The organism is Streptococcus pseudopneumoniae (assembly GCF_001076775.1).
Lineage (GTDB): Bacteria > Bacillota > Bacilli > Lactobacillales > Streptococcaceae > Streptococcus > Streptococcus pseudopneumoniae_G.
In genome coordinates, this window is sequence record NZ_JVGV01000021.1 from 1 (window position 1) to 19,848 (window position 19,848).

Consider the following 19,848-nt stretch of genomic DNA (forward strand, 5'->3'; position numbering starts at 1 on the left):
TTTTCTAATTCTTTGACAGCCTCTTCTAATGCTTTATCATAATTTGCTAAGAACTCGTCTTGTTTTGCTTTTGCTTCAGCTTCTGCTTTTGCTTCTTCCGCAGCTTTTTTATTTGCATCATCAATTGCTTTTTCAGCTTCTTCTACAGTTAAACCATTTTTGAAACCATCCTCGATTTCTTTTTTCTGTTTAGCTGCTTCTGCTTTTAATTTTGTAATGGCCTCTGCAACTTGTTTTGCTAATTCAGGATTATTTTGAGTATCCGCTTTTTTTAATTCTGCAATTGCGTCTTCTAACGCTTTATCAAAATTCGCTAAAAATTCTTTTTGAGCTGCTTCCTCTGCTTTAGCTGCTTCTTCCTCTTCTGCTTCCTCTTTTTTAGCAATTTCTTCTATTTCATTTTCAGTAGCTTCTGCGGTTTTCCCTGTCTTGAACCCATCCTCGATTTTAGCTCTCTCTTTAGCTGCTTCTGCTTTTAATTTTGCAATTGTCTCTTTAATACTTTCAGCTGATCCTGGATCATTTTTTGCTTCTTCTTCTAATTCTTTAATAGTTTCTTCTAAAGCTTGATCAAAATTAGCTAAAATTTCATTTTGAGCTGTAGTTTCTTCTGCAGCTTTTACAACTGACGGTTGAGAAGCAATAAATGCGGATCCCAACATAGCAACACTAGCCAAGCTAGTTAAAATTATTTTCTTTTTATCCATTTTAAAAACCTCTTTTTTATAATATATTCCTTTCCATTATAACGTTTCTTAATGTTATAAGCAAACAATATAAATAAACCCTTTTAATTCATTTAAACTGGAAAAATTTATCCTTTCTAAATCTTATCTTTTCTTCAATCCACTACAGTTGACAAAGAGCCAAAAAAAGCTAAAAAGCAGGAGATTTCTCCCCTGCTTTGATTTAATTACTTAAAATTAAACCCATTCACCATTAGCATTCACAGTATACCCATTAATTGTAGTATTAACTGCCAAAGCTCCTGAAGAATATGAATAATACCATTTACCAGCTACTTGGAACCAACCTGTCTTCATAGCGCCTGAACTAGCAAGATAATACCATGTTCCACCTTGGTTCAACCAACCTGTCTGCATAGCACCTGAAGCATTGAGGTAATACCAATTGCCATCTACAAATTTCCAGCCTGTCTGCATAGCACCTGAACCGTCAAGATAATACCATGTACCATTGTCTTTTATCCATCTAGTACCCATTTTACCTAAACTATCAAAATGATACCAGCTACCATTTATAAATTTCCAGCCAGTTTCCATAGCACCTGAGCCGTTAAGATAGTACCAATTACCATCAACTTGTTTCCAGCCAGTTTTCATCACACCAGTTTCATCCAAGTAATACCATGACCCATCTTTGACCCAACCTGTCTTCATTCCATCTTCTTTAGAGAAATAATACCAATCCAGCCCAATTTTCTTCCATCCAACATGACGATTTCCCTCATCATCAATGAAGAATTTTTTACCATCAATTAAAACAATACCTGGTTTAAGGACACCTTCCTCATCTAAGAAATAATGTTTCCCGTCTACTGTAATATCGCCTGTTAGACGAACACCTTCTTTTAGATAGTAAGTTTTATCATCAATTTTGATAAAGCCAGTTTTCTTATCACCATTTTCAACAAAATAGTAAACCTTATCAGCAACTTTTACAAATCCTAACTGTTTGAAACCATCTTTTTCATCTAGGTAGTATTGCTTATCACCTGCAGTCAATAGACCTTTTTTCATAGCTCCATCAGCTTCAAAGTAGTAAGTCTTACCATCAATTTTTTGCCAGCCGGTAACCTTTTTGCCGTCCTTAATATAGTAGACCTTCCCGTTCTCCGTTTTGAATTGACCTGCAGAAGTAGACTGGTTTTGATTATTACTATTATTTTGGTTAGTATTAGTCGTTGAATTTGAGCGATAAATATGGTAAAGTGTATCACCTTTTAATTCACCATTAACATAAGTATAGTTGGCAATATCCAGACGACTGGTATCAGAAGCTGCAGATCCTGTACGTGGATCTTTAATATCAACTGGAACATCACTACCAGGTTTATATTCTACAAAACGAACTGCTTTGACAGAAGAGTTAGAAGTTGTTGAGCTGTTATTATTGTTTGTACCAGTACCATTTTGGTTATTATTCCCATTAGCATTACTAGTGCTACCATTGTTTTGGTTGTTATCTCTATGATATGGATTGGTCTGAGTACCAGAATTCGTAGTACCTGTTGTAGCAGTTGGCGCATACATATGATACATAATACCATTCTCTTCTCTACTAGAAGTATAGGTATAATTTGCAATTTCAGGGTGATTCTCAATAGATGCAGCTGTCACAGCAGATCCTGTTAGTGCAGTTTTGATATCTACAGGTCCACCATTTTTAAATGTTGCATAGTGGACTTCTTTAACCGTAGAAGTTGTTGAAGTCGTTGTTGCCCCTGTTTCAGCAGCTTTTACTTGTTGGACCGTAGCCATCGCTAGCACTGAAGTAGCTAGCAAGATACCTGTTAGTGTTTTTCTCATAGAAAAAATCCTCCTGTATTAAAATAATAAATTTATCTAAATTATATCCCTTTCCTATAATAAATGCAATAAAAAACATAAAAAGTGTAGAAATATTTAAGAGTAACAAAAAGAGAGCAGTTCAAACCACTCTCTTTGTTATTTTATACCCATTCACCGTTGGCATTTACATAGTAGCCATCGACTGTAGTACTTACTGCAAGGGCACCTGAACTGTAAGCATAGTACCATTTACCACCAACTTGGAACCAACCAGTTACCATAGCACCTGAGCCTTTGAGGTAGTACCATGAATCACCTACTTTAGCCCAACCTGTTTGCATAGCACCTGAACTATTTAGGTAGTACCAAGTGCCACCATCTTGCAACCAGCCAGTTTGCATCTCACCTGAACCATTTAGATAGTACCAAGTGTTGCCATCTTTAACCCACCATTTTTGCATGATGCCTTCAGCGTTAAAATAGTACCATTTACCACCATCTTTAAGCCAACCAACTTGACGTTTACCTTCTTTATTTACATAAATCCAATGATTGTCAACTTTGTTCCAGCCAGCTTTAGTATCAGAATCATCTGTCAAGAAGTACGTTTTACCATCAACAGTTATTTCACCGAACTTACGCTCACCTTCTTCAGTAACATAGTAATACTTATCTCCAGCATCCTTGATAAGACCAGTCTTACGTTCACCTTCTGCTGTAATGTAATACCATTTACCAGCACTGTCTTTTACAATACCTGACTTGGTTGTGCCATCTTCAGCAAAGAAGTACCATTTTGCCCCAACTTTATGAGCTCCAGTTGTCACAACACCATCTTTGACAAAATAAGTTTTACCATTATCGGTAACAACTTCTGTCTTACGAGCTCCATCTGACACAAAATAATAGGTTTTTTCTCCTACTTTAATGAAACCAGTTTTCTTAACACCTTGTCCATCTAGATAGTAACGTTCAGATGTGTTTTCAAGTACTCCGTGAGCCATAACACCTTCACTATCAAAATAGTAAGTTTTACCATCAACATTTGCCCAACCTTTTACAGGGTTTCCTTTATAGTAAAGATAACGATTCCCAGCTGACTCACGCCATTTTACATCCTTGTCAGACGTCTTATAACCCTGAGTATTTAATTCACTAACTGGAGCATCTGGATCATTTACATGATCTTCAATCTTTGTTCCTTTTTCAACAAATAGGTAATATTTTCTCCCACCTTCAACAAAAGTACGTTGGTATTCAAAACCATCAATTGATGGATGTTTTGAAATAGGTTGATTACCATCTTCATAAAAAACTGTCTTACGCTCCTGTGAGCGCCCATTAATCACTGTGACCCACTCAGTTCTATAAACAACTTCTTCCGCACTTACTGGACTAGCAGTAGTAGCAGAATAACTTGTCAAAACTGCTGCACTTGCCATTGTTAGACTAGCTAATGCTAGAGCTAAAGCTTTTTTATTCTTCATTTGAATATTCTCCATTTTTAAAAATTTAGGTGATAAACCTAGCTTTATTGTATCTTATTTTTTAAAAAAATTCTAAGAAAAACTGAACTTTTTATGTAAAAAATAAAAAGCAGAAGAAATCTTCTGCTTTTTTGATTAAACTAGATTATTTAACCCATTCACCGTTTCCGTTTACAGTGTATCCACCTACAGTTGTGTTAACTGCAAGGGCACCTGAACCGTCAACGTAGTACCATTTACCAGCAACTTCAAACCATTGGCTAGCTTTCATAGCACCTGATGCTTCAAGGAAGTACCATTTGCCACCGTCTTGCAACCAACCAGTTTCCATAGCACCTGAACCGTTTAGGTAGTACCAAGTGTTACCATCTTTAACCCACCATTTTTGCATTACGCCTTCAGCGTTAAAGAAGTACCATTTACCGTCAACTTGTTTCCAACCAGTAGCTTGTTTGTTGTTGTCGAAGTAGTGCCATCCGTTTTCACCTTGAACCCACTCAGTACGAGCAACGTTATAAGTGTCAGTTTTTTCGATTGTCAACTCACCGTTAACAAACATGTCTGAACCTTCACGTACAACTTCTTCTGCATCAAGTAGAGTACCTACTGTAAGATTAGCAGGAACAAAGTAACCTTTTGGAGCTTGATCAACACGGTAAACTACATAACCACCGTTTTCAACAGCAAACTCAACATCACCTGCTGCGTCAGTAGTTCCTTCAATTAAAGCTGGTTTTTTGTAGTTGTCAAAGTCTTCTGGTGTTTTGTATACTAAAGCAGCTACTTTAACACCTGCTACAGGGTTACCTTGGACATCTTTAACATGTACACGAACATGAGTACCATTACCAAATACATCTGGTAAAACCTTACCATCTTTACCGATACGATTTCTTACAGCGTATGGGTTTGTAGCTGGAGTTGCTGGTTTGTATTGGTCAGCATCAGCAACTACACCAGTGTGAGCTGAAACAACTGTGTTTCCGCTATAGTTAGCTTGGTCGATTTTACCAGTAAGTGGGTTTACACGACCAGTACTATAACCGTTGTTACCATCAGCTGAAACAGCTTGTACAGCACCAAATGCTGCAAGAGCGACTGCGCTTGTCAATAAAACTTTTTTCATCGTTTTATCTCCTTTGTTTTTCTTTAAAATATTTTTCGTAAGACTATCTTACTACCATACAGTATATAAATATTTGCAGGATTTGTCAAGGGTTTTCTTCTACTTTTTAAAGTTTTTACCCATTTTTAGAAAAAAAGGTGAAAAAAACAACTTTGTGAGAGTGAATACGCTTAAAATATCCTATATTCAAGTGAAAATCTCACAATTTTTTGATCCTTGAGTAAAATCATTCATATCTAATCCACATAGACAGTTGGACAGAACTCACTTCTGTAGTATTATCCTATAACCCCTTCGAAATGTCAAGCAAAAATGACAAGTTTTTTGATAATAACTTGCCATTTTATAAACTTTCTACTATTTAAAATGTGACCTTATAGCAAGTCCTCAAACTCTGCGACCGTCATACCTAATTGCTCGCTAGCAAATTCGGAAGTTAAAACATGTTGGCGCACTAAATCAAGAAAGGTAAATATTTTCCCACGCTCCAGTCCCTGTTCAATCCCCTCAGATCGACCACGTTCTAAGCCTTGTTCAATACCTTCGGCTCTAGCCGTTTCCAAGGCATAATCCTGTGCTAACAAGGCTTGCTCTTCACGTCTGCGTTGTTCACTAAACATTTTCCTGTCCTCCTCGGACCAGCTTTTATAGTCTAGCAGTTGGTCTGCCTGGCTGATGGCTCGCTCCGGTTGTTGGGTAAAGGGCTTATTCCCGAAAAACTCCAACCAGGGCTTGCGAACCTCGTCTTTGCTGGTTTCTCTGTATTTTTTAGTTCCAAGAACGCTATTACTAGTGATGGTCTTATAAGAGTGCCTCAAATTCAGAGACCGTCATACCTAATTGCTCGCTAGCAAATTCGGAAGTTAAAACATGTTGGCGTACTAAATCTAGAAAGGTAAAAATTTTCCCACGCTCTAGACCTTGTTCAAGGCCACGCTCTAATCCTTTTTCTTCAGCTTGTTCCAAGGCATAGTCATGCGCTAACAAGGCTTGTTCTTCACGCCTGCGTTGTTCACTAAACATCTTCCTGTCCTCCTCGGACCAGCTCTTATAGTCCAGCAGTTGGTCTGCCTGGCTAATGGCTCGCTCAGGTTGTTGGGTAAAGGGTTTGTTGCCGAAAAACTCCAACCACGGTTTGCGAACCTCGTCTTTGCTGGTTTCTCTGTATTTTTTTAATTCCAAGAACGCCATCTTTACTAGATGGTTTTCTTGTCCATTATTGGTTATGGTTAAAACCTCACCTGTCGTGTCCTCGCGCATACTAAAGCTATGAAAAGCCAAATCATCCGAGAAGTAATTGCTGTCCACGATAGCGATAGCATATACTGGTGCGATGTGTTTGTAACTCTGGTGTGTATCACCTTCTCGCTGGCGAATTTTTTCGAGATTTTGATTGACCTGACTACATAGATAAGCCCACAAACGATTAATGAAAAAATTCTGATGATGCACCTGAATTTCAATGATTACTTGCGTGCCATTGTCCAACTCCGCCAAAACATCTATACTGGTATAGAAATCCTGCGCCGAGTAAGGTATGGAAGGCAAGACGTGAATATTGCTTCCCTCCAAAATGGTCACATTTTTTGCTGGTAAATCCAGCATATCGCGAATAAATTGACAAGTAATTTCTGGATTGCTAAAGATTTTCTTAGCAACCAAGTCATTGGTCGGGCTGATGCCCGGATGTCTTAGAATCATCCTCTTCCTCCTTTTATTATACCACAGTTTTAAATCTAGGTTTCCTAGATTCTCTGGCTCTATCTATTTATTCGGAAAAGAGATGAAAAAACCTGAGAATCATCTCAGGCTTGGTCATTAAATCTTTTTCTCAATACTGAAAAGTGGAGAAAGTGGGCGTTTTTCATGGATACGCACAATAGCATCTCCTAGGAGATGAGCGATTGAAATCTGCTCAATCTTATCGATCAAACGCTCTTCTGGGAGATAGATGGTATCCAAAACAACCAATTTCTTGATAGCTGATTTTTGGATATTGTCCATAGCAGGACCAGAAAGAACTGGGTGCGTACAGCTTGCATAGACTTCAACAGCACCAGCTTCTGCAAGAGCATCTGCCGCATGACAAATCGTTCCAGCGGTATCAATCATATCATCAATCAAGATACAAGTCTTGCCTTCGACCTTACCGATGATGTTCATGACTTCACTAGTATTCATCTTATCAACACTACGACGTTTGTCAATGATAGCAATAGATGTTTTCAAAAATTCTGCCAACTTACGAGCACGAGTCACCCCTCCATGGTCTGGGCTGACAACCACATAGTCAGAACCAACCATGCCACGACGCTCAAAATAATCCGCAATCAGAGGAGCTCCCATCAAATGATCCACAGGAATATCAAAGAATCCTTGAATCTGCGCAGCATGCAAGTCGATGGTCAATAAACGATCTACTCCAGCTACTTCAAGCATATTTGCGACAAGTTTTGAAGTGATTGGCTCACGCGCTCTCGCCTTTCTATCCTGACGTGCATACCCATAGTAAGGCATGACAACATTGACAGATTCTGCACTCGCACGCTTCAAAGCATCTACCATAATCAAAATTTCAAGCAGATTGTCATTTACAGGCGAACTAGTTGATTGTAGGATAAAGACGTGTTTCCCACGGATTGATTCTTCGATGTTGACCTGAATCTCTCCATCTGAAAATTGGCGAACACTTGATTTCCCCAACTCTATCCCAATCTCCTGCGCCACACGTTTTGCCAATTCTTGATTAGAAGAAAGGGCAAACAGCTTTAAATCAGAAAAAGACATGATTTCCTCCGGTATATATGTATCGCTTGTGCTTTTCACAAGATTTTTCCATTTACCATTGTAGCGCTTTTTGCACTATTTTTCAATCAAAAATAAAAGAAGGGCACCATATTTGTACCCTTGCATCATTCTTTTAAAAAATATTCTAGTTCATCAACTCATTGTGCTTCTCAACAAAGCGATAAGCCTGATAAAAACCATAGAGAGTAATAGCCGTAACCACTGGAATCGCTAAAGGCAACTCTGTCTCCAACTCCACAAAAGGAGAGTTAAACAAGAAATGAGTTCCCAAGGCTAAACCTAGGAAAATAAGCCCCTGTTTCTTGCCAACCTTCTGTCCTTTATAGGCTCTGTAAAGCAAGTAAACACCTACTACCGCCAAACCTGAAAAAGTCCAGTGAGAGGCAATTCCTGAGATGATACGCTCTAAAATTCTCGAAATAGTAAAGTCAAAGCCCTCTGGCAAATCTGTACGAATGTAGCCAATATCCTCAATCATTTGGAATCCCAAACCAGAAGCAATCCCAAGTAAAAACAAAGATTTTAATTTTCGCACAGGAATCAAAGCTAAAACAAAGACAAGTGGCAACAATTTCAAGGGTTCTTCTACCAAAGGAGCCACAATCGCACTTTCAAAGGCATTTAAAAATGCACTATCTGGGAAAAGAACCTCCAATAAATCATGGATATAGGTATTAGCAAAGCTAGACAACCAACCTGAAAGGAACATCCCACCCAATAAAGACAGAATCAAGGCATTCTTTGGCAATTCCCATTTTTTCCCAATACGGAAAAGGAAATAAAGAGCCGGAATCATGTAAAAGAGAGCTAGAAAGATAGAAACTCCCATTAGGCCATATTCTGCACCTGACATCGAACCATCCGTATAGTAGATTGTTTCATACTGCAAACCAATACATAGCAATAAAATAAAAATAAATAAAATGCTGTTTTTCTTCATACACTTTCTTTCTATATGAAGTATTTATAATTCTACGACTGTCATACTTCCTGTATCCACATCGTAAATAGCACCAGAGATAATGACATCATCTGGTATTAGGGGAGAATCGATAAGGAGTTGCATGTCCTCACGTACACTCTCCTCTATATCTTGAAAGGGCAAGAAGTCCTGGTCTGACACATCGACACCTAGTTCCTCTTTTAAATATTCCTGAAAAGGACCATTTTCAAAAGTCTGAGCACCACAGTCTGTATGGTGCAATACCACAATCTCTCTTGTCCCCATTTGTTGCTGGGAAATCACCAGCGAACGAATCATGTCTTCTGTTACTCGACCACCTGCATTCCGCAAGATATGAGCATCCCCAAGTGCCAAACCTAGAGCTTGCGCAACGTGCAGACGCGAATCCATGCAGGTCACAATAGCTACTCTTGTTTTGGGTTTAAGTGGCAGATTTAACTGCCCATGTAGGGCAACATAAGCCTGATTGGCTTGCATAAACTGTTCAAAATACGACACGATTCCCTCCTTGAAAATTTGATAGTCAAATATTTCTCCTATCTTATCATTTTTAAGAGAATTTGTCACAGATTAAGCAAAAACCTTTTTCAAAACTTCCTGAATCGTTGTCACTCCAATAACCTGAATTTCCTTAGGCGGAGTAATTCCTGTCAAGGAATTTTTCGGTACATAAATCTTAGTAAAGCCCAGTTTAGCAGCTTCATTAATGCGCTGTTCGATACGATTTACACGCCGAATTTCTCCTGTCAAGCCCAGTTCGCCTACAAAACATTCCTGAGGATTGGTTGGCTTGTCCTTGTAGCTCGAAGCAATGGCAACAGCGACGGCCAAGTCAATGGCAGGTTCATCCAATTTGACACCACCAGCAGATTTGAGATAAGCATCCTGATTTTGTAGGAGAAGACCTGCCCGTTTTTCTAAAACAGCCATAATCAAACTCGCGCGATTAAAATCAAGACCTGTCGTCGTACGCTTGGCATTTCCAAACATGGTCGGTGTCACCAAGGCCTGAACTTCCGCCAAAATAGGACGCGTCCCTTCCATGGTCACAACGATTGACGAACCAGTCGCCCCATCCAAACGCTCTTCTAGGAAAACTTGACTCGGATTGAGTACCTCAACCAAACCGCCCGACTGCATCTCAAAAATCCCAATCTCATTTGTTGAACCAAAACGGTTTTTGACCGCTCTCAGAATACGGAAGGTATGGTGACGCTCCCCTTCAAAGTAAAGCACCGTATCCACCATATGCTCCAACATGCGCGGACCAGCCAAGGTTCCTTCCTTGGTAACATGCCCTACGATAAAGATAGCAATGTTATTAGTCTTAGCTAACTGCATAAGTTCAGCCGTCACCTCACGCACCTGAGAAACAGACCCCTGCACCCCTGAAATCTCAGGAGACATAATAGTCTGAATGGAGTCAATAATGAGGAAGTCTGGTTGGATTCGCTCCACCTCAGATCGAACACTCTGCATATTGGTCTCTGCATAGAGATAAAACTCGCTATCAATATCACCCAAACGCTCTGCACGTAGTTTAATCTGCTGGGCAGACTCCTCCCCACTGACGTAGAGAACCGTTCCCACTTGGGACAACTGGGTTGAGACTTGTAGGAGAAGCGTTGATTTCCCGATTCCAGGATCCCCACCTATGAGTACGAGACTTCCTGGTACCACTCCGCCCCCAAGTACACGGTTGAATTCCTCCATCTCCGTCTTGGTTCGATTGACATTGATAGAAGTCACCTCAGCCAGTTTCATGGGCTTGGTTTTCTCCCCTGTTAAGGACACACGCGCATTCTTGACCTCAGCAACCTCAACCTCTTCTACAAAAGAAGACCAAGACCCACAGTTGGGACAACGACCCAGATATTTAGGGGAATTATACCCACAATTTTGACATACAAATGTCGCTTTTTTCTTTGCGATGATAAACCTCTTTCTATATCTCTAACTCACACTCAATCGCTTGGCAAAAATCAATCTTCTCATTTGGTACAAACTGGCGCATGAGCATTCCGTGAGTTACAATGATAATAGTTTTATAATTTTTATATTTTTCCAAAGTTCTTAAAAAACGATGACGCATCTCCAGAGCAGTTTCATAGCGATAAGGAGAATCTTCAGGTAAACCTCCTTGATGTTTTAGATAATATTCATGAGCTACCAATACACTAGTTAAATCAGAGTTAGTACTATCTAAGTCTGGACGCCACTCATGAAAAAACGGCTCCACAAATAAGTCCAATCCTGTTTCAACCGCTATATAATGGGCTGTTTCTAAAGCTCTCGTCACAGACGATGAAATAATAATCTCTGCCTTTCCAAAACATGCAGTTTTAGCAACTTCTTTTGCCAGACTGCGACCTTTTCCTGTCAATGGTGCTAAATCACGACCAAAACCACTATAGAGTTGCGGATTTTCAAGTTTATCAAGCATACTATAATCTGGCTCCCCGTGACGTACAAAGATAATCTTCATCCTAGTCCCCTGTCGAACCAAAACCACCAGTCCGTACACCGTCTGCCACATCTCCATCTGCAATTAAGAAAGGAGCAAAGACAGCCTGGACAACACGTTCTCCAACTTCAAGAACAACCTCTTGGTCTGTGATATTCTTCATCTGAGCAAAAATATGCCCTTCATTCCCAGGATTTCCATAATAATCCCCATCAATGACCCCAACCGAGTTAATTAAAACCAAACCCTTCTTACGAGGGTTTGAAGAACGATCATAGAGGTATAGGACCTCAGTCGGTTGCATATAAGCCTTAACCCCTGTCGGAACTAATACAATCTCTCCTGGAGCGATAACTGTACGCACAGCAACCTTTAAGTCGTAACCAGCCGCATGCGCTGTCTCACGCTTTGGCAATAAATTCTCATCTATAAAACTAGAAACCAATTCAAAACCACGAATTTTCATCATCTTCTCTTTTCTATTATCATTTATTCTAGATTATTCTATCTTATTTATTCGGAAAAAGCACGAAAAAAAGAGCACACAATTCAAATCGCTTAGGGCTGCTGGATTCCTCCCCTGACCCGCTTCACGCAGAACTGTTGCTCCACTATTTATTATATCACATTCCTATTCATTTTAAAAGAAAAATTATTTTTTCCGTCTATTTCTAAAAAAGTCCTGCATAATAGCTGCGCATTCATCTTCCAAAATTCCCGTTTCAACCTCTACACGATGGTTGAGACGCTCATCTGTCAAAATATCGTACAAACTCCCAGCAGCGCCAAATTTCTGGTTTTTAGCCCCATAGACCACGTTTGGAATACGGGCAAGCCCAATCGCCCCACTACACATGACACAAGGCTCAATGGTCACAAAAAGCGTGCAATCCAGCAAGCGCCAACTCTCCTCACTCAAGTTCGCATTCTCTATAGCCATAATCTCCGCATGCATAACCGCTCGCTGCAATTCCTCACGTGCATTATGCCCACGACCAATGATTTCCCTATCTTTGACAATCACACAACCAATTGGAATTTCATCGTGTTCAAGAGCAATCTCAGCTTCTCTCAAAGCTTCCCTCATAAAGACTTCTTTTTCTTCAACTGTATAATTCATCAATTTCCCTTTTACTACTTATCGATTTTATTATTATATCATGAATCCCAAGACAAAAAAAGCCACCGAATGCGGTGACTTTATAGGGAGATTATTATGAAAAAGAAAAGTTTAGGATATTTGTTACAACAAGTTAGGAGGTCTTCTTGTAACTGTCTATAGTATACCCGACCTATCTTAAACAAATCTTAAAAATCTCTTAGGACCAAACACTTTCTAAAATATTTGTTTGTTCACGACCAGGACCTACTGAGAAAGTAGAAATACGAACGCCAACCAATTCACTCACACGACGAACGTAGTTACGCGCATTCTCAGGAAGATCTTCCAAATTACGAACTCCGGTAATATCTTCTGACCAACCTGGCAACTCTTCATAGATAGGCTTGCAACGTTTCAATTGCTCAAGACTAGCTGGATAGTAGTCAATACGTTGACCATCAAGATCATAAGCCACACAGATTTTCACAGTATCCAAACCACTCAAAACATCGATAGAGTTCAATGAAAGGTTCGTAATACCAGAAACACGGCGGCTATGACGCATCACAACTGAGTCAAACCAACCCACACGACGTGGACGACCAGTTGTTGTACCATATTCATGACCCACTTCACGGATACGTTCTCCCACTTCATCAAACAACTCAGTTGGGAATGGACCGTCTCCTACACGACTCGTATAAGCCTTACATACACCTACAACCTTGTCAATCTTACTTGGACCAACACCTGAACCAATCGTAACACCACCAGCCACAGGGTTTGATGACGTAACAAATGGATAGGTCCCTTGGTCAATATCTAGCATAACACCTTGTGCACCTTCAAAAAGCACACGTTTACCGTTATCAAGTGCATCATTCAAAATGACAGATGTATCGGTCACATATTTCTTGATTTGTTGACCATATTCGTAATATTCTTCAAAAATATCATCGAAAGCAATCGCTTTACTATCATACAATTTTTCAAAGAGACGATTCTTTTCAGCAAGGTTACGTTCTAAACGCTCACGGAAAATGTCTTTATCCAAAAGATCTGCGATACGAATTCCCACACGAGCAGCCTTGTCCATATAAGCTGGACCAATTCCCTTAATTGTAGTACCAATCTTATTGTCACCCTTAGCCTCTTCTTGCAAGCGATCCAACTCGATATGGTATGGCAAAATAACATGCGCACGATCAGAAATACGCAAATTATCAGTTGTCACACCCTCCTCATGAAGATAGCTCAACTCTTTCACAAGAGATTTAGGATTTACAACCATACCGTTCCCGATAACAGAGATTTTTTCAGGGAAGAAAATCCCAGATGGAATCAAGTGCAACTTAAACTTCTTACCATCAATCACAATCGTGTGACCAGCATTATCACCACCTTGGTAACGTGCAATCACTTCTGCATTCGCTGAAAGGAAGTCTGTAATCTTCCCTTTACCTTCATCACCCCATTGGGTACCTACAACAACAACTGAAGTCATAATCTTGTCTGAGCCCTCAGGCTCTTCCTTTCTCACATACATGGCAGGAATCTCACCCGCAATTATATCTTACAATTTATTATAAGAAAAAATCGCCTTTTTATCAAGAAGAAACAATAGAAAGATTTGCTATTTCCAACTATTAAAAAATATTTTAGAAAAATTAACAGCTATTTATCATAATTGTTCCGTAAATGAGTAAATTAGTTCGGGAATTCACTCGTGCTGCCTCAACAAGAAATAAAACCTCGATTCATTATCATCTTTTCAAGATACAAACGATAAGCAACACGATAATGGTAAACGATAAAATCCCTACGACACCCAATGCCATATCGAACTAAATAATAAATCAAAAATTTAAAATGAAAATGTTCCCATTCCCAACTATCACCAAAGAAAGTAGCATACTCTTCTTCGATACTGTTATAGAAATCTGTCATCTGATCATAAATACTTTGTAGCATAAATATATACTCCTTTTCTTTTTATGACCTTATTCTAACAAAAAATTATAAACAGATATTATCAATTCCTGAATTGCTCAAATACCAACCTCAAAAAGATAACAAATAGGAAAAGTTGACAGAATAGGAACAAATATACTACCTAAATTTCAAAAACTAAGATAATGGAAGCGGAAGGATGCGAACCCCTCGAAGGATCATATTTACAGTCCGCAACGTTTAGCCTCTTCGCTACCCTCAATTAAAGTACTAAAAAGATCTCCTTGATCGAAAACGGAGGGCTCTGAAACTTTACTCAGCAAAAATATCTAACACCAAATAACACTAAATAGATTATTAATTACAAAAAAAGAGGCCTAAACCTCTTTTTTCTTAACTACTCCGCCAGTAGGACTCGAACCTACGACATCATGATTAACAGTCATGCGCTACTACCAACTGAGCTATGGCGGATTAAAGCTAAGCGACTTCCATATCTCACAGGGGGCAACCCCCAACTACTTCCGGCGTTCTAGGGCTTAACTTCTGTGTTCGGCATGGGTACAGGTGTATCTCCTAGGCTATCGTCACTTAACTCTGAGTAATACCTACTCAAAATTGAATATCTATTCAAATCAAGAAAACCTTGCGCTTTCATATTCTCAGTTACTTTGGATAAGTCCTCGAGCTATTAGTATTAGTCCGCTACATGTGTCGCCACACTTCCACTTCTAACCTATCTACCTGATCATCTCTCAGGGCTCTTACTGATATAAAATCATGGGAAATCTCATCTTGAGGTGGGTTTCACACTTAGATGCTTTCAGCGTTTATCCCTTCCCTACATAGCTACCCAGCGATGCCTTTGGCAAGACAACTGGTACACCAGCGGTAAGTCCACTCTGGTCCTCTCGTACTAGGAGCAGATCCTCTCAAATTTCCTACGCCCGCGACGGATAGGGACCGAACTGTCTCACGACGTTCTGAACCCAGCTCGCGTGCCGCTTTAATGGGCGAACAGCCCAACCCTTGGGACCGACTACAGCCCCAGGATGCGACGAGCCGACATCGAGGTGCCAAACCTCCCCGTCGATGTGAACTCTTGGGGGAGATAAGCCTGTTATCCCCAGGGTAGCTTTTATCCGTTGAGCGATGGCCCTTCCATACGGAACCACCGGATCACTAAGCCCGACTTTCGTCCCTGCTCGAGTTGTAGCTCTCGCAGTCAAGCTCCCTTATACCTTTACACTCTGCGAATGATTTCCAACCATTCTGAGGGAACCTTTGGGCGCCTCCGTTACCTTTTAGGAGGCGACCGCCCCAGTCAAACTGCCCGTCAGACACTGTCTCCGATAGGGATCACCTATCTGGGTTAGAGTGGCCATAACACAAGGGTAGTATCCCAACAACGTCTCCTTCGAAACTGGCGTCCCGATCTCATAGACTCCTACCTATCCTGTACATGTGGTACAGACACTCAATATCAAACTGCAGTAAAGCTCCATGGGGTCTTTCCGTCCTGTCGCGGGTAACCTGCATCTTCACAGGTACTAAAATTTCACCGAGTCTCTCGTTGAGACAGTGCCCAAATCATTACGCCTTTCGTGCGGGTCGGAACTTACCCGACAAGGAATTTCGCTACCTTAGGACCGTTATAGTTACGGCCGCCGTTTACTGGGGCTTCAATTCATACCTTCGCTTGCGCTAAGCACTCCTCTTAACCTTCCAGCACCGGGCAGGCGTCACCCCCTATACATCATCTTACGATTTAGCAGAGAGCTGTGTTTTTGATAAACAGTTGCTTGGGCCTATTCACTGCGGCTGACTTAAAGTCAGCACCCCTTCTCCCGAAGTTACGGGGTCATTTTGCCGAGTTCCTTAACGAGAGTTCTCTCGCTCACCTGAGGCTACTCGCCTCGACTACCTGTGTCGGTTTGCGGTACGGGTAGAGTATGTTTAAACGCTAGAAGCTTTTCTTGGCAGTGTGACGTCACTAACTTCGCTACTAAACTTCGCTCCCCATCACAGCTCAATGTTATAGATATAAGCGTTTGACTCATATCACACCTCACTGCTTAGACAGACACTTCCAATCGTCTGCTTTAGTTAGCCTACTGCGTCCCTCCATCACTACATACTCTAGTACAGGAATATCAACCTGTTGTCCATCGGATACACCTTTCGGTCTCTCCTTAGGTCCCGACTAACCCAGGGCGGACGAGCCTTCCCCTGGAAACCTTAGTCTTACGGTGGACAGGATTCTCACCTGTCTTTCGCTACTCATACCGGCATTCTCACTTCTATGCGTTCCAGCACTCCTCACGGTATACCTTCATCACACATAGAACGCTCTCCTACCATACCTATAAAGGTATCCACAGCTTCGGTAAATTGTTTTAGCCCCGGTACATTTTCGGCGCAGGGTCACTCGACTAGTGAGCTATTACGCACTCTTTGAATGAATAGCTGCTTCTAAGCTAACATCCTAGTTGTCTGTGCAACCCCACATCCTTTTCCACTTAACAATTATTTTGGGACCTTAGCTGGTGGTCTGGGCTGTTTCCCTTTCGACTACGGATCTTAGCACTCGCAGTCTGACTGCCGACCATAATTCATTGGCATTCGGAGTTTATCTGAGATTGGTAATCCGGGATGGACCCCTCACCCAAACAGTGCTCTACCTCCAAGAATCTCTAATGTCGACGCTAGCCCTAAAGCTATTTCGGAGAGAACCAGCTATCTCCAAGTTCGTTTGGAATTTCTCCGCTACCCACAAGTCATCCAAGCACTTTTCAACGTGCCCTGGTTCGGTCCTCCAGTGCGTCTTACCGCACCTTCAACCTGCTCATGGGTAGGTCACATGGTTTCGGGTCTACGTCATAATACTAATTCGCCCTATTCAGACTCGGTTTCCCTACGGCTCCGTCTCTTCAACTTAACCTCGCATCATAACGTAACTCGCCGGTTCATTCTACAAAAGGCACGCTCTCACCCATTAACGGGCTCGAACTTGTTGTAGGCACACGGTTTCAGGTTCTATTTCACTCCCCTCCCGGGGTGCTTTTCACCTTTCCCTCACGGTACTGGTTCACTATCGGTCACTAGGGAGTATTTAGGGTTGGGAGATGGTCCTCCCAGATTCCGACGGGATTTCACGTGTCCCGCCGTACTCAGGATACTGCTAGGTACAAAGACTATTTTAAATACGAGGCTATTACTCTCTTTGGCTGATCTTCCCAAATCATTCTTCTATAATCTTTGAGTCCACATTGCAGTCCTACAACCCCGAAGAGTAAACTCTTCGGTTTGCCCTCCTGCCGTTTCGCTCGCCGCTACTAAGGCAATCGCTTTTGCTTTCTCTTCCTGCAGCTACTTAGATGTTTCAGTTCACTGCGTCTTCCTCCTCACATCCTTAACAGATGCGGGTAACAGGTAGTACCTGTTGGGTTCCCCCATTCGGAAATCCCTGGATCATCGCTTACTTACAGCTACCCAAGGCATATCGTCGTTTGTCACGTCCTTCTTCGGCTCCTAGTGCCAAGGCATCCACCGTGCGCCCTTATTAACTTAACCTTATTTTTCTGACCTTTCAGTCATAAACTCTTATTAATACTACAGCGTTTTCGGTTTATTTTCTTGTTACTATTTGATATAGATATTCAATTTTCAATGTGCATTACTTGGTGATCTCTCACCAATGGAGCCTAGCGGGATCGAACCGCTGACCTCCTGCGTGCAAAGCAGGCGCTCTCCCAGCTGAGCTAAGGCCCCACAAGACCTCTCAAGACTAAACAAGACCAATGCGCAGTTCCTTTTCCTTAGAAAGGAGGTGATCCAGCCGCACCTTCCGATACGGCTACCTTGTTACGACTTCACCCCAATCATCTATCCCACCTTAGGCGGCTGGCTCCTTACGGTTACCTCACCGACTTCGGGTGTTACAAACTCTCGTGGTGTGACGGGCGGTGTGTACAAGGCCCGGGAACGTATTCACCGCGGCGTGCTGATCCGCGATTACTAGCGATTCCGACTTCATGTAGGCGAGTTGCAGCCTACAATCCGAACTGAGACTGGCTTTAAGAGATTAGCTTGCCGTCACCGGCTTGCGACTCGTTGTACCAGCCATTGTAGCACGTGTGTAGCCCAGGTCATAAGGGGCATGATGATTTGACGTCATCCCCACCTTCCTCCGGTTTATTACCGGCAGTCTCGCTAGAGTGCCCAACTGAATGATGGCAACTAACAATAGGGGTTGCGCTCGTTGCGGGACTTAACCCAACATCTCACGACACGAGCTGACGACAACCATGCACCACCTGTCACCTCTGTCCCGAAGGAAAACTCTATCTCTAGAGCGGTCAGAGGGATGTCAAGACCTGGTAAGGTTCTTCGCGTTGCTTCGAATTAAACCACATGCTCCACCGCTTGTGCGGGCCCCCGTCAATTCCTTTGAGTTTCAACCTTGCGGTCGTACTCCCCAGGCGGAGTGCTTAATGCGTTAGCTACGGCACTAAACCCCGGAAAGGGTCTAACACCTAGCACTCATCGTTTACGGCGTGGACTACCAGGGTATCTAATCCTGTTTGCTCCCCACGCTTTCGAGCCTCAGCGTCAGTTACAAGCCAGAGAGCCGCTTTCGCCACCGGTGTTCCTCCATATATCTACGCATTTCACCGCTACACATGGAATTCCACTCTCCCCTCTTGCACTCAAGTTAAACAGTTTCCAAAGCGTACTATGGTTAAGCCACAGCCTTTAACTTCAGACTTATCTAACCGCCTGCGCTCGCTTTACGCCCAATAAATCCGGACAACGCTCGGGACCTACGTATTACCGCGGCTGCTGGCACGTAGTTAGCCGTCCCTTTCTGGTAAGATACCGTCACAGTGTGAACTTTCCACTCTCACACTCGTTCTTCTCTTACAACAGAGCTTTACGATCCGAAAACCTTCTTCACTCACGCGGCGTTGCTCGGTCAGACTTCCGTCCATTGCCGAAGATTCCCTACTGCTGCCTCCCGTAGGAGTCTGGGCCGTGTCTCAGTCCCAGTGTGGCCGATCACCCTCTCAGGTCGGCTATGTATCGTCGCCTTGGTGAGCCGTTACCCCACCAACTAGCTAATACAACGCAGGTCCATCTGGTAGTGATGCAATTGCACCTTTTAAGCAAATGTCATGCAACATCTACTCTTATGCGGTATTAGCTATCGTTTCCAATAGTTATCCCCCGCTACCAGGCAGGTTACCTACGCGTTACTCACCCGTTCGCAACTCATCCAGAAGAGCAAGCTCCTCCTTCAGCGTTCTACTTGCATGTATTAGGCACGCCGCCAGCGTTCGTCCTGAGCCAGGATCAAACTCTCATTAAAAGTTTGAGTTCTCACTCATTTCTGTCACTGACAGATTTATTGTTTTTT

13 protein-coding genes, 2 tRNA genes, 3 rRNA genes, 1 other RNA gene and 2 pseudogenes are annotated in these 19,848 nt (G+C 41.9%); all 21 read right to left on the minus strand.

The genetic code is table 11. The features are described 5' to 3' along the window. Positions 1-707, minus strand: a pseudogene (locus ADJ60_RS05900) (hypothetical protein); the annotation flags it as partial. A gap of 216 nt (positions 708-923) precedes the next feature. Next, positions 924-2,549 carry an N-acetylmuramoyl-L-alanine amidase family protein gene (locus ADJ60_RS05905; protein ID WP_049544002.1) on the minus strand — a complete coding sequence of 542 codons (1,626 nt, stop codon included), beginning with the start codon at positions 2,547-2,549 and terminating at the stop codon, positions 924-926. A 143-nt stretch (positions 2,550-2,692) separates the two neighbouring features. Then, positions 2,693-4,018, minus strand: coding sequence for an N-acetylmuramoyl-L-alanine amidase family protein (locus tag ADJ60_RS05910; protein WP_049544004.1), 1,326 nt, complete (start codon positions 4,016-4,018; stop codon positions 2,693-2,695). A 145-nt stretch (positions 4,019-4,163) separates the two neighbouring features. Continuing rightward, positions 4,164-5,144 carry an N-acetylmuramoyl-L-alanine amidase family protein gene (locus ADJ60_RS11900; RefSeq protein ID WP_049544006.1) on the minus strand — a complete coding sequence of 327 codons (981 nt, stop codon included), beginning with the start codon at positions 5,142-5,144 and terminating at the stop codon, positions 4,164-4,166. A 374-nt stretch (positions 5,145-5,518) separates the two neighbouring features. Then, positions 5,519-5,923 (minus strand): annotated as a pseudogene (locus ADJ60_RS05920) (flagellar assembly protein H domain protein); the annotation flags it as partial. Positions 5,924-5,945: 22 nt separating this feature from the next. After that, the gene (locus ADJ60_RS05925; RefSeq protein WP_049544011.1) at positions 5,946-6,845 is read right to left on the minus strand and encodes an Rpn family recombination-promoting nuclease/putative transposase; all 900 of its coding nucleotides are present in this window, start codon (positions 6,843-6,845) and stop codon (positions 5,946-5,948) included. Between the two features lie 117 nt (positions 6,846-6,962). Continuing rightward, a complete protein-coding gene (locus ADJ60_RS05930) occupies positions 6,963-7,931 on the minus strand; it encodes a ribose-phosphate diphosphokinase (RefSeq protein WP_033682853.1) in 969 nt (322 codons plus the stop codon). Between the two features lie 145 nt (positions 7,932-8,076). Beyond that, the gene (locus tag ADJ60_RS05935; protein WP_049544012.1) at positions 8,077-8,892 is read right to left on the minus strand and encodes a PrsW family intramembrane metalloprotease; all 816 of its coding nucleotides are present in this window, start codon (positions 8,890-8,892) and stop codon (positions 8,077-8,079) included. 24 nt (positions 8,893-8,916) lie between these two features. Next, positions 8,917-9,414 carry a beta-class carbonic anhydrase gene (locus ADJ60_RS05940; RefSeq protein WP_004240973.1) on the minus strand — a complete coding sequence of 166 codons (498 nt, stop codon included), beginning with the start codon at positions 9,412-9,414 and terminating at the stop codon, positions 8,917-8,919. A 72-nt stretch (positions 9,415-9,486) separates the two neighbouring features. Next, entirely contained in the window at positions 9,487-10,848 is a 1,362-nt protein-coding gene (gene radA, locus ADJ60_RS05945) for a DNA repair protein RadA (protein ID WP_078238235.1), read from the minus strand. 13 nt (positions 10,849-10,861) lie between these two features. Beyond that, positions 10,862-11,401 (minus strand): histidine phosphatase family protein, encoded by a 540-nt coding sequence (locus ADJ60_RS05950; protein ID WP_049544017.1) that lies wholly within the window; start codon positions 11,399-11,401, stop codon positions 10,862-10,864. A 1-nt stretch (position 11,402) separates the two neighbouring features. Continuing rightward, the gene (locus tag ADJ60_RS05955; protein WP_049544018.1) at positions 11,403-11,846 is read right to left on the minus strand and encodes a dUTP diphosphatase; all 444 of its coding nucleotides are present in this window, start codon (positions 11,844-11,846) and stop codon (positions 11,403-11,405) included. Positions 11,847-11,902: 56 nt separating this feature from the next. Beyond that, positions 11,903-12,000: signal recognition particle sRNA small type (ffs, locus tag ADJ60_RS10810), an RNA gene on the minus strand. A gap of 32 nt (positions 12,001-12,032) precedes the next feature. Then, complete coding sequence (gene tadA / locus ADJ60_RS05960; protein WP_049544020.1) at positions 12,033-12,500, minus strand: tRNA adenosine(34) deaminase TadA; 468 nt, start codon at positions 12,498-12,500, stop codon at positions 12,033-12,035. A gap of 199 nt (positions 12,501-12,699) precedes the next feature. Beyond that, complete coding sequence (locus ADJ60_RS05965) at positions 12,700-13,986, minus strand: adenylosuccinate synthase (RefSeq protein WP_001832534.1); 1,287 nt, start codon at positions 13,984-13,986, stop codon at positions 12,700-12,702. A gap of 230 nt (positions 13,987-14,216) precedes the next feature. Next, complete coding sequence (gene comW / locus ADJ60_RS05970) at positions 14,217-14,453, minus strand: sigma(X)-activator ComW (RefSeq protein WP_049544022.1); 237 nt, start codon at positions 14,451-14,453, stop codon at positions 14,217-14,219. 379 nt (positions 14,454-14,832) lie between these two features. Further along, positions 14,833-14,906: transfer RNA gene (locus ADJ60_RS05975), tRNA-Asn, on the minus strand. Positions 14,907-14,911: 5 nt separating this feature from the next. Beyond that, a 5S ribosomal RNA gene (gene rrf, locus ADJ60_RS05980) occupies positions 14,912-15,027 on the minus strand. A gap of 76 nt (positions 15,028-15,103) precedes the next feature. After that, positions 15,104-18,005: ribosomal RNA gene (locus tag ADJ60_RS05985) — 23S ribosomal RNA — on the minus strand. Between the two features lie 125 nt (positions 18,006-18,130). Beyond that, positions 18,131-18,203 (minus strand) — tRNA-Ala (locus ADJ60_RS05990). 51 nt (positions 18,204-18,254) lie between these two features. Next, positions 18,255-19,800 (minus strand): 16S ribosomal RNA (locus ADJ60_RS05995). Together the 16S, 23S and 5S rRNA genes with 2 tRNA genes alongside form the textbook arrangement of a ribosomal RNA operon. Positions 19,801-19,848: the final 48 nt, after the last annotated feature.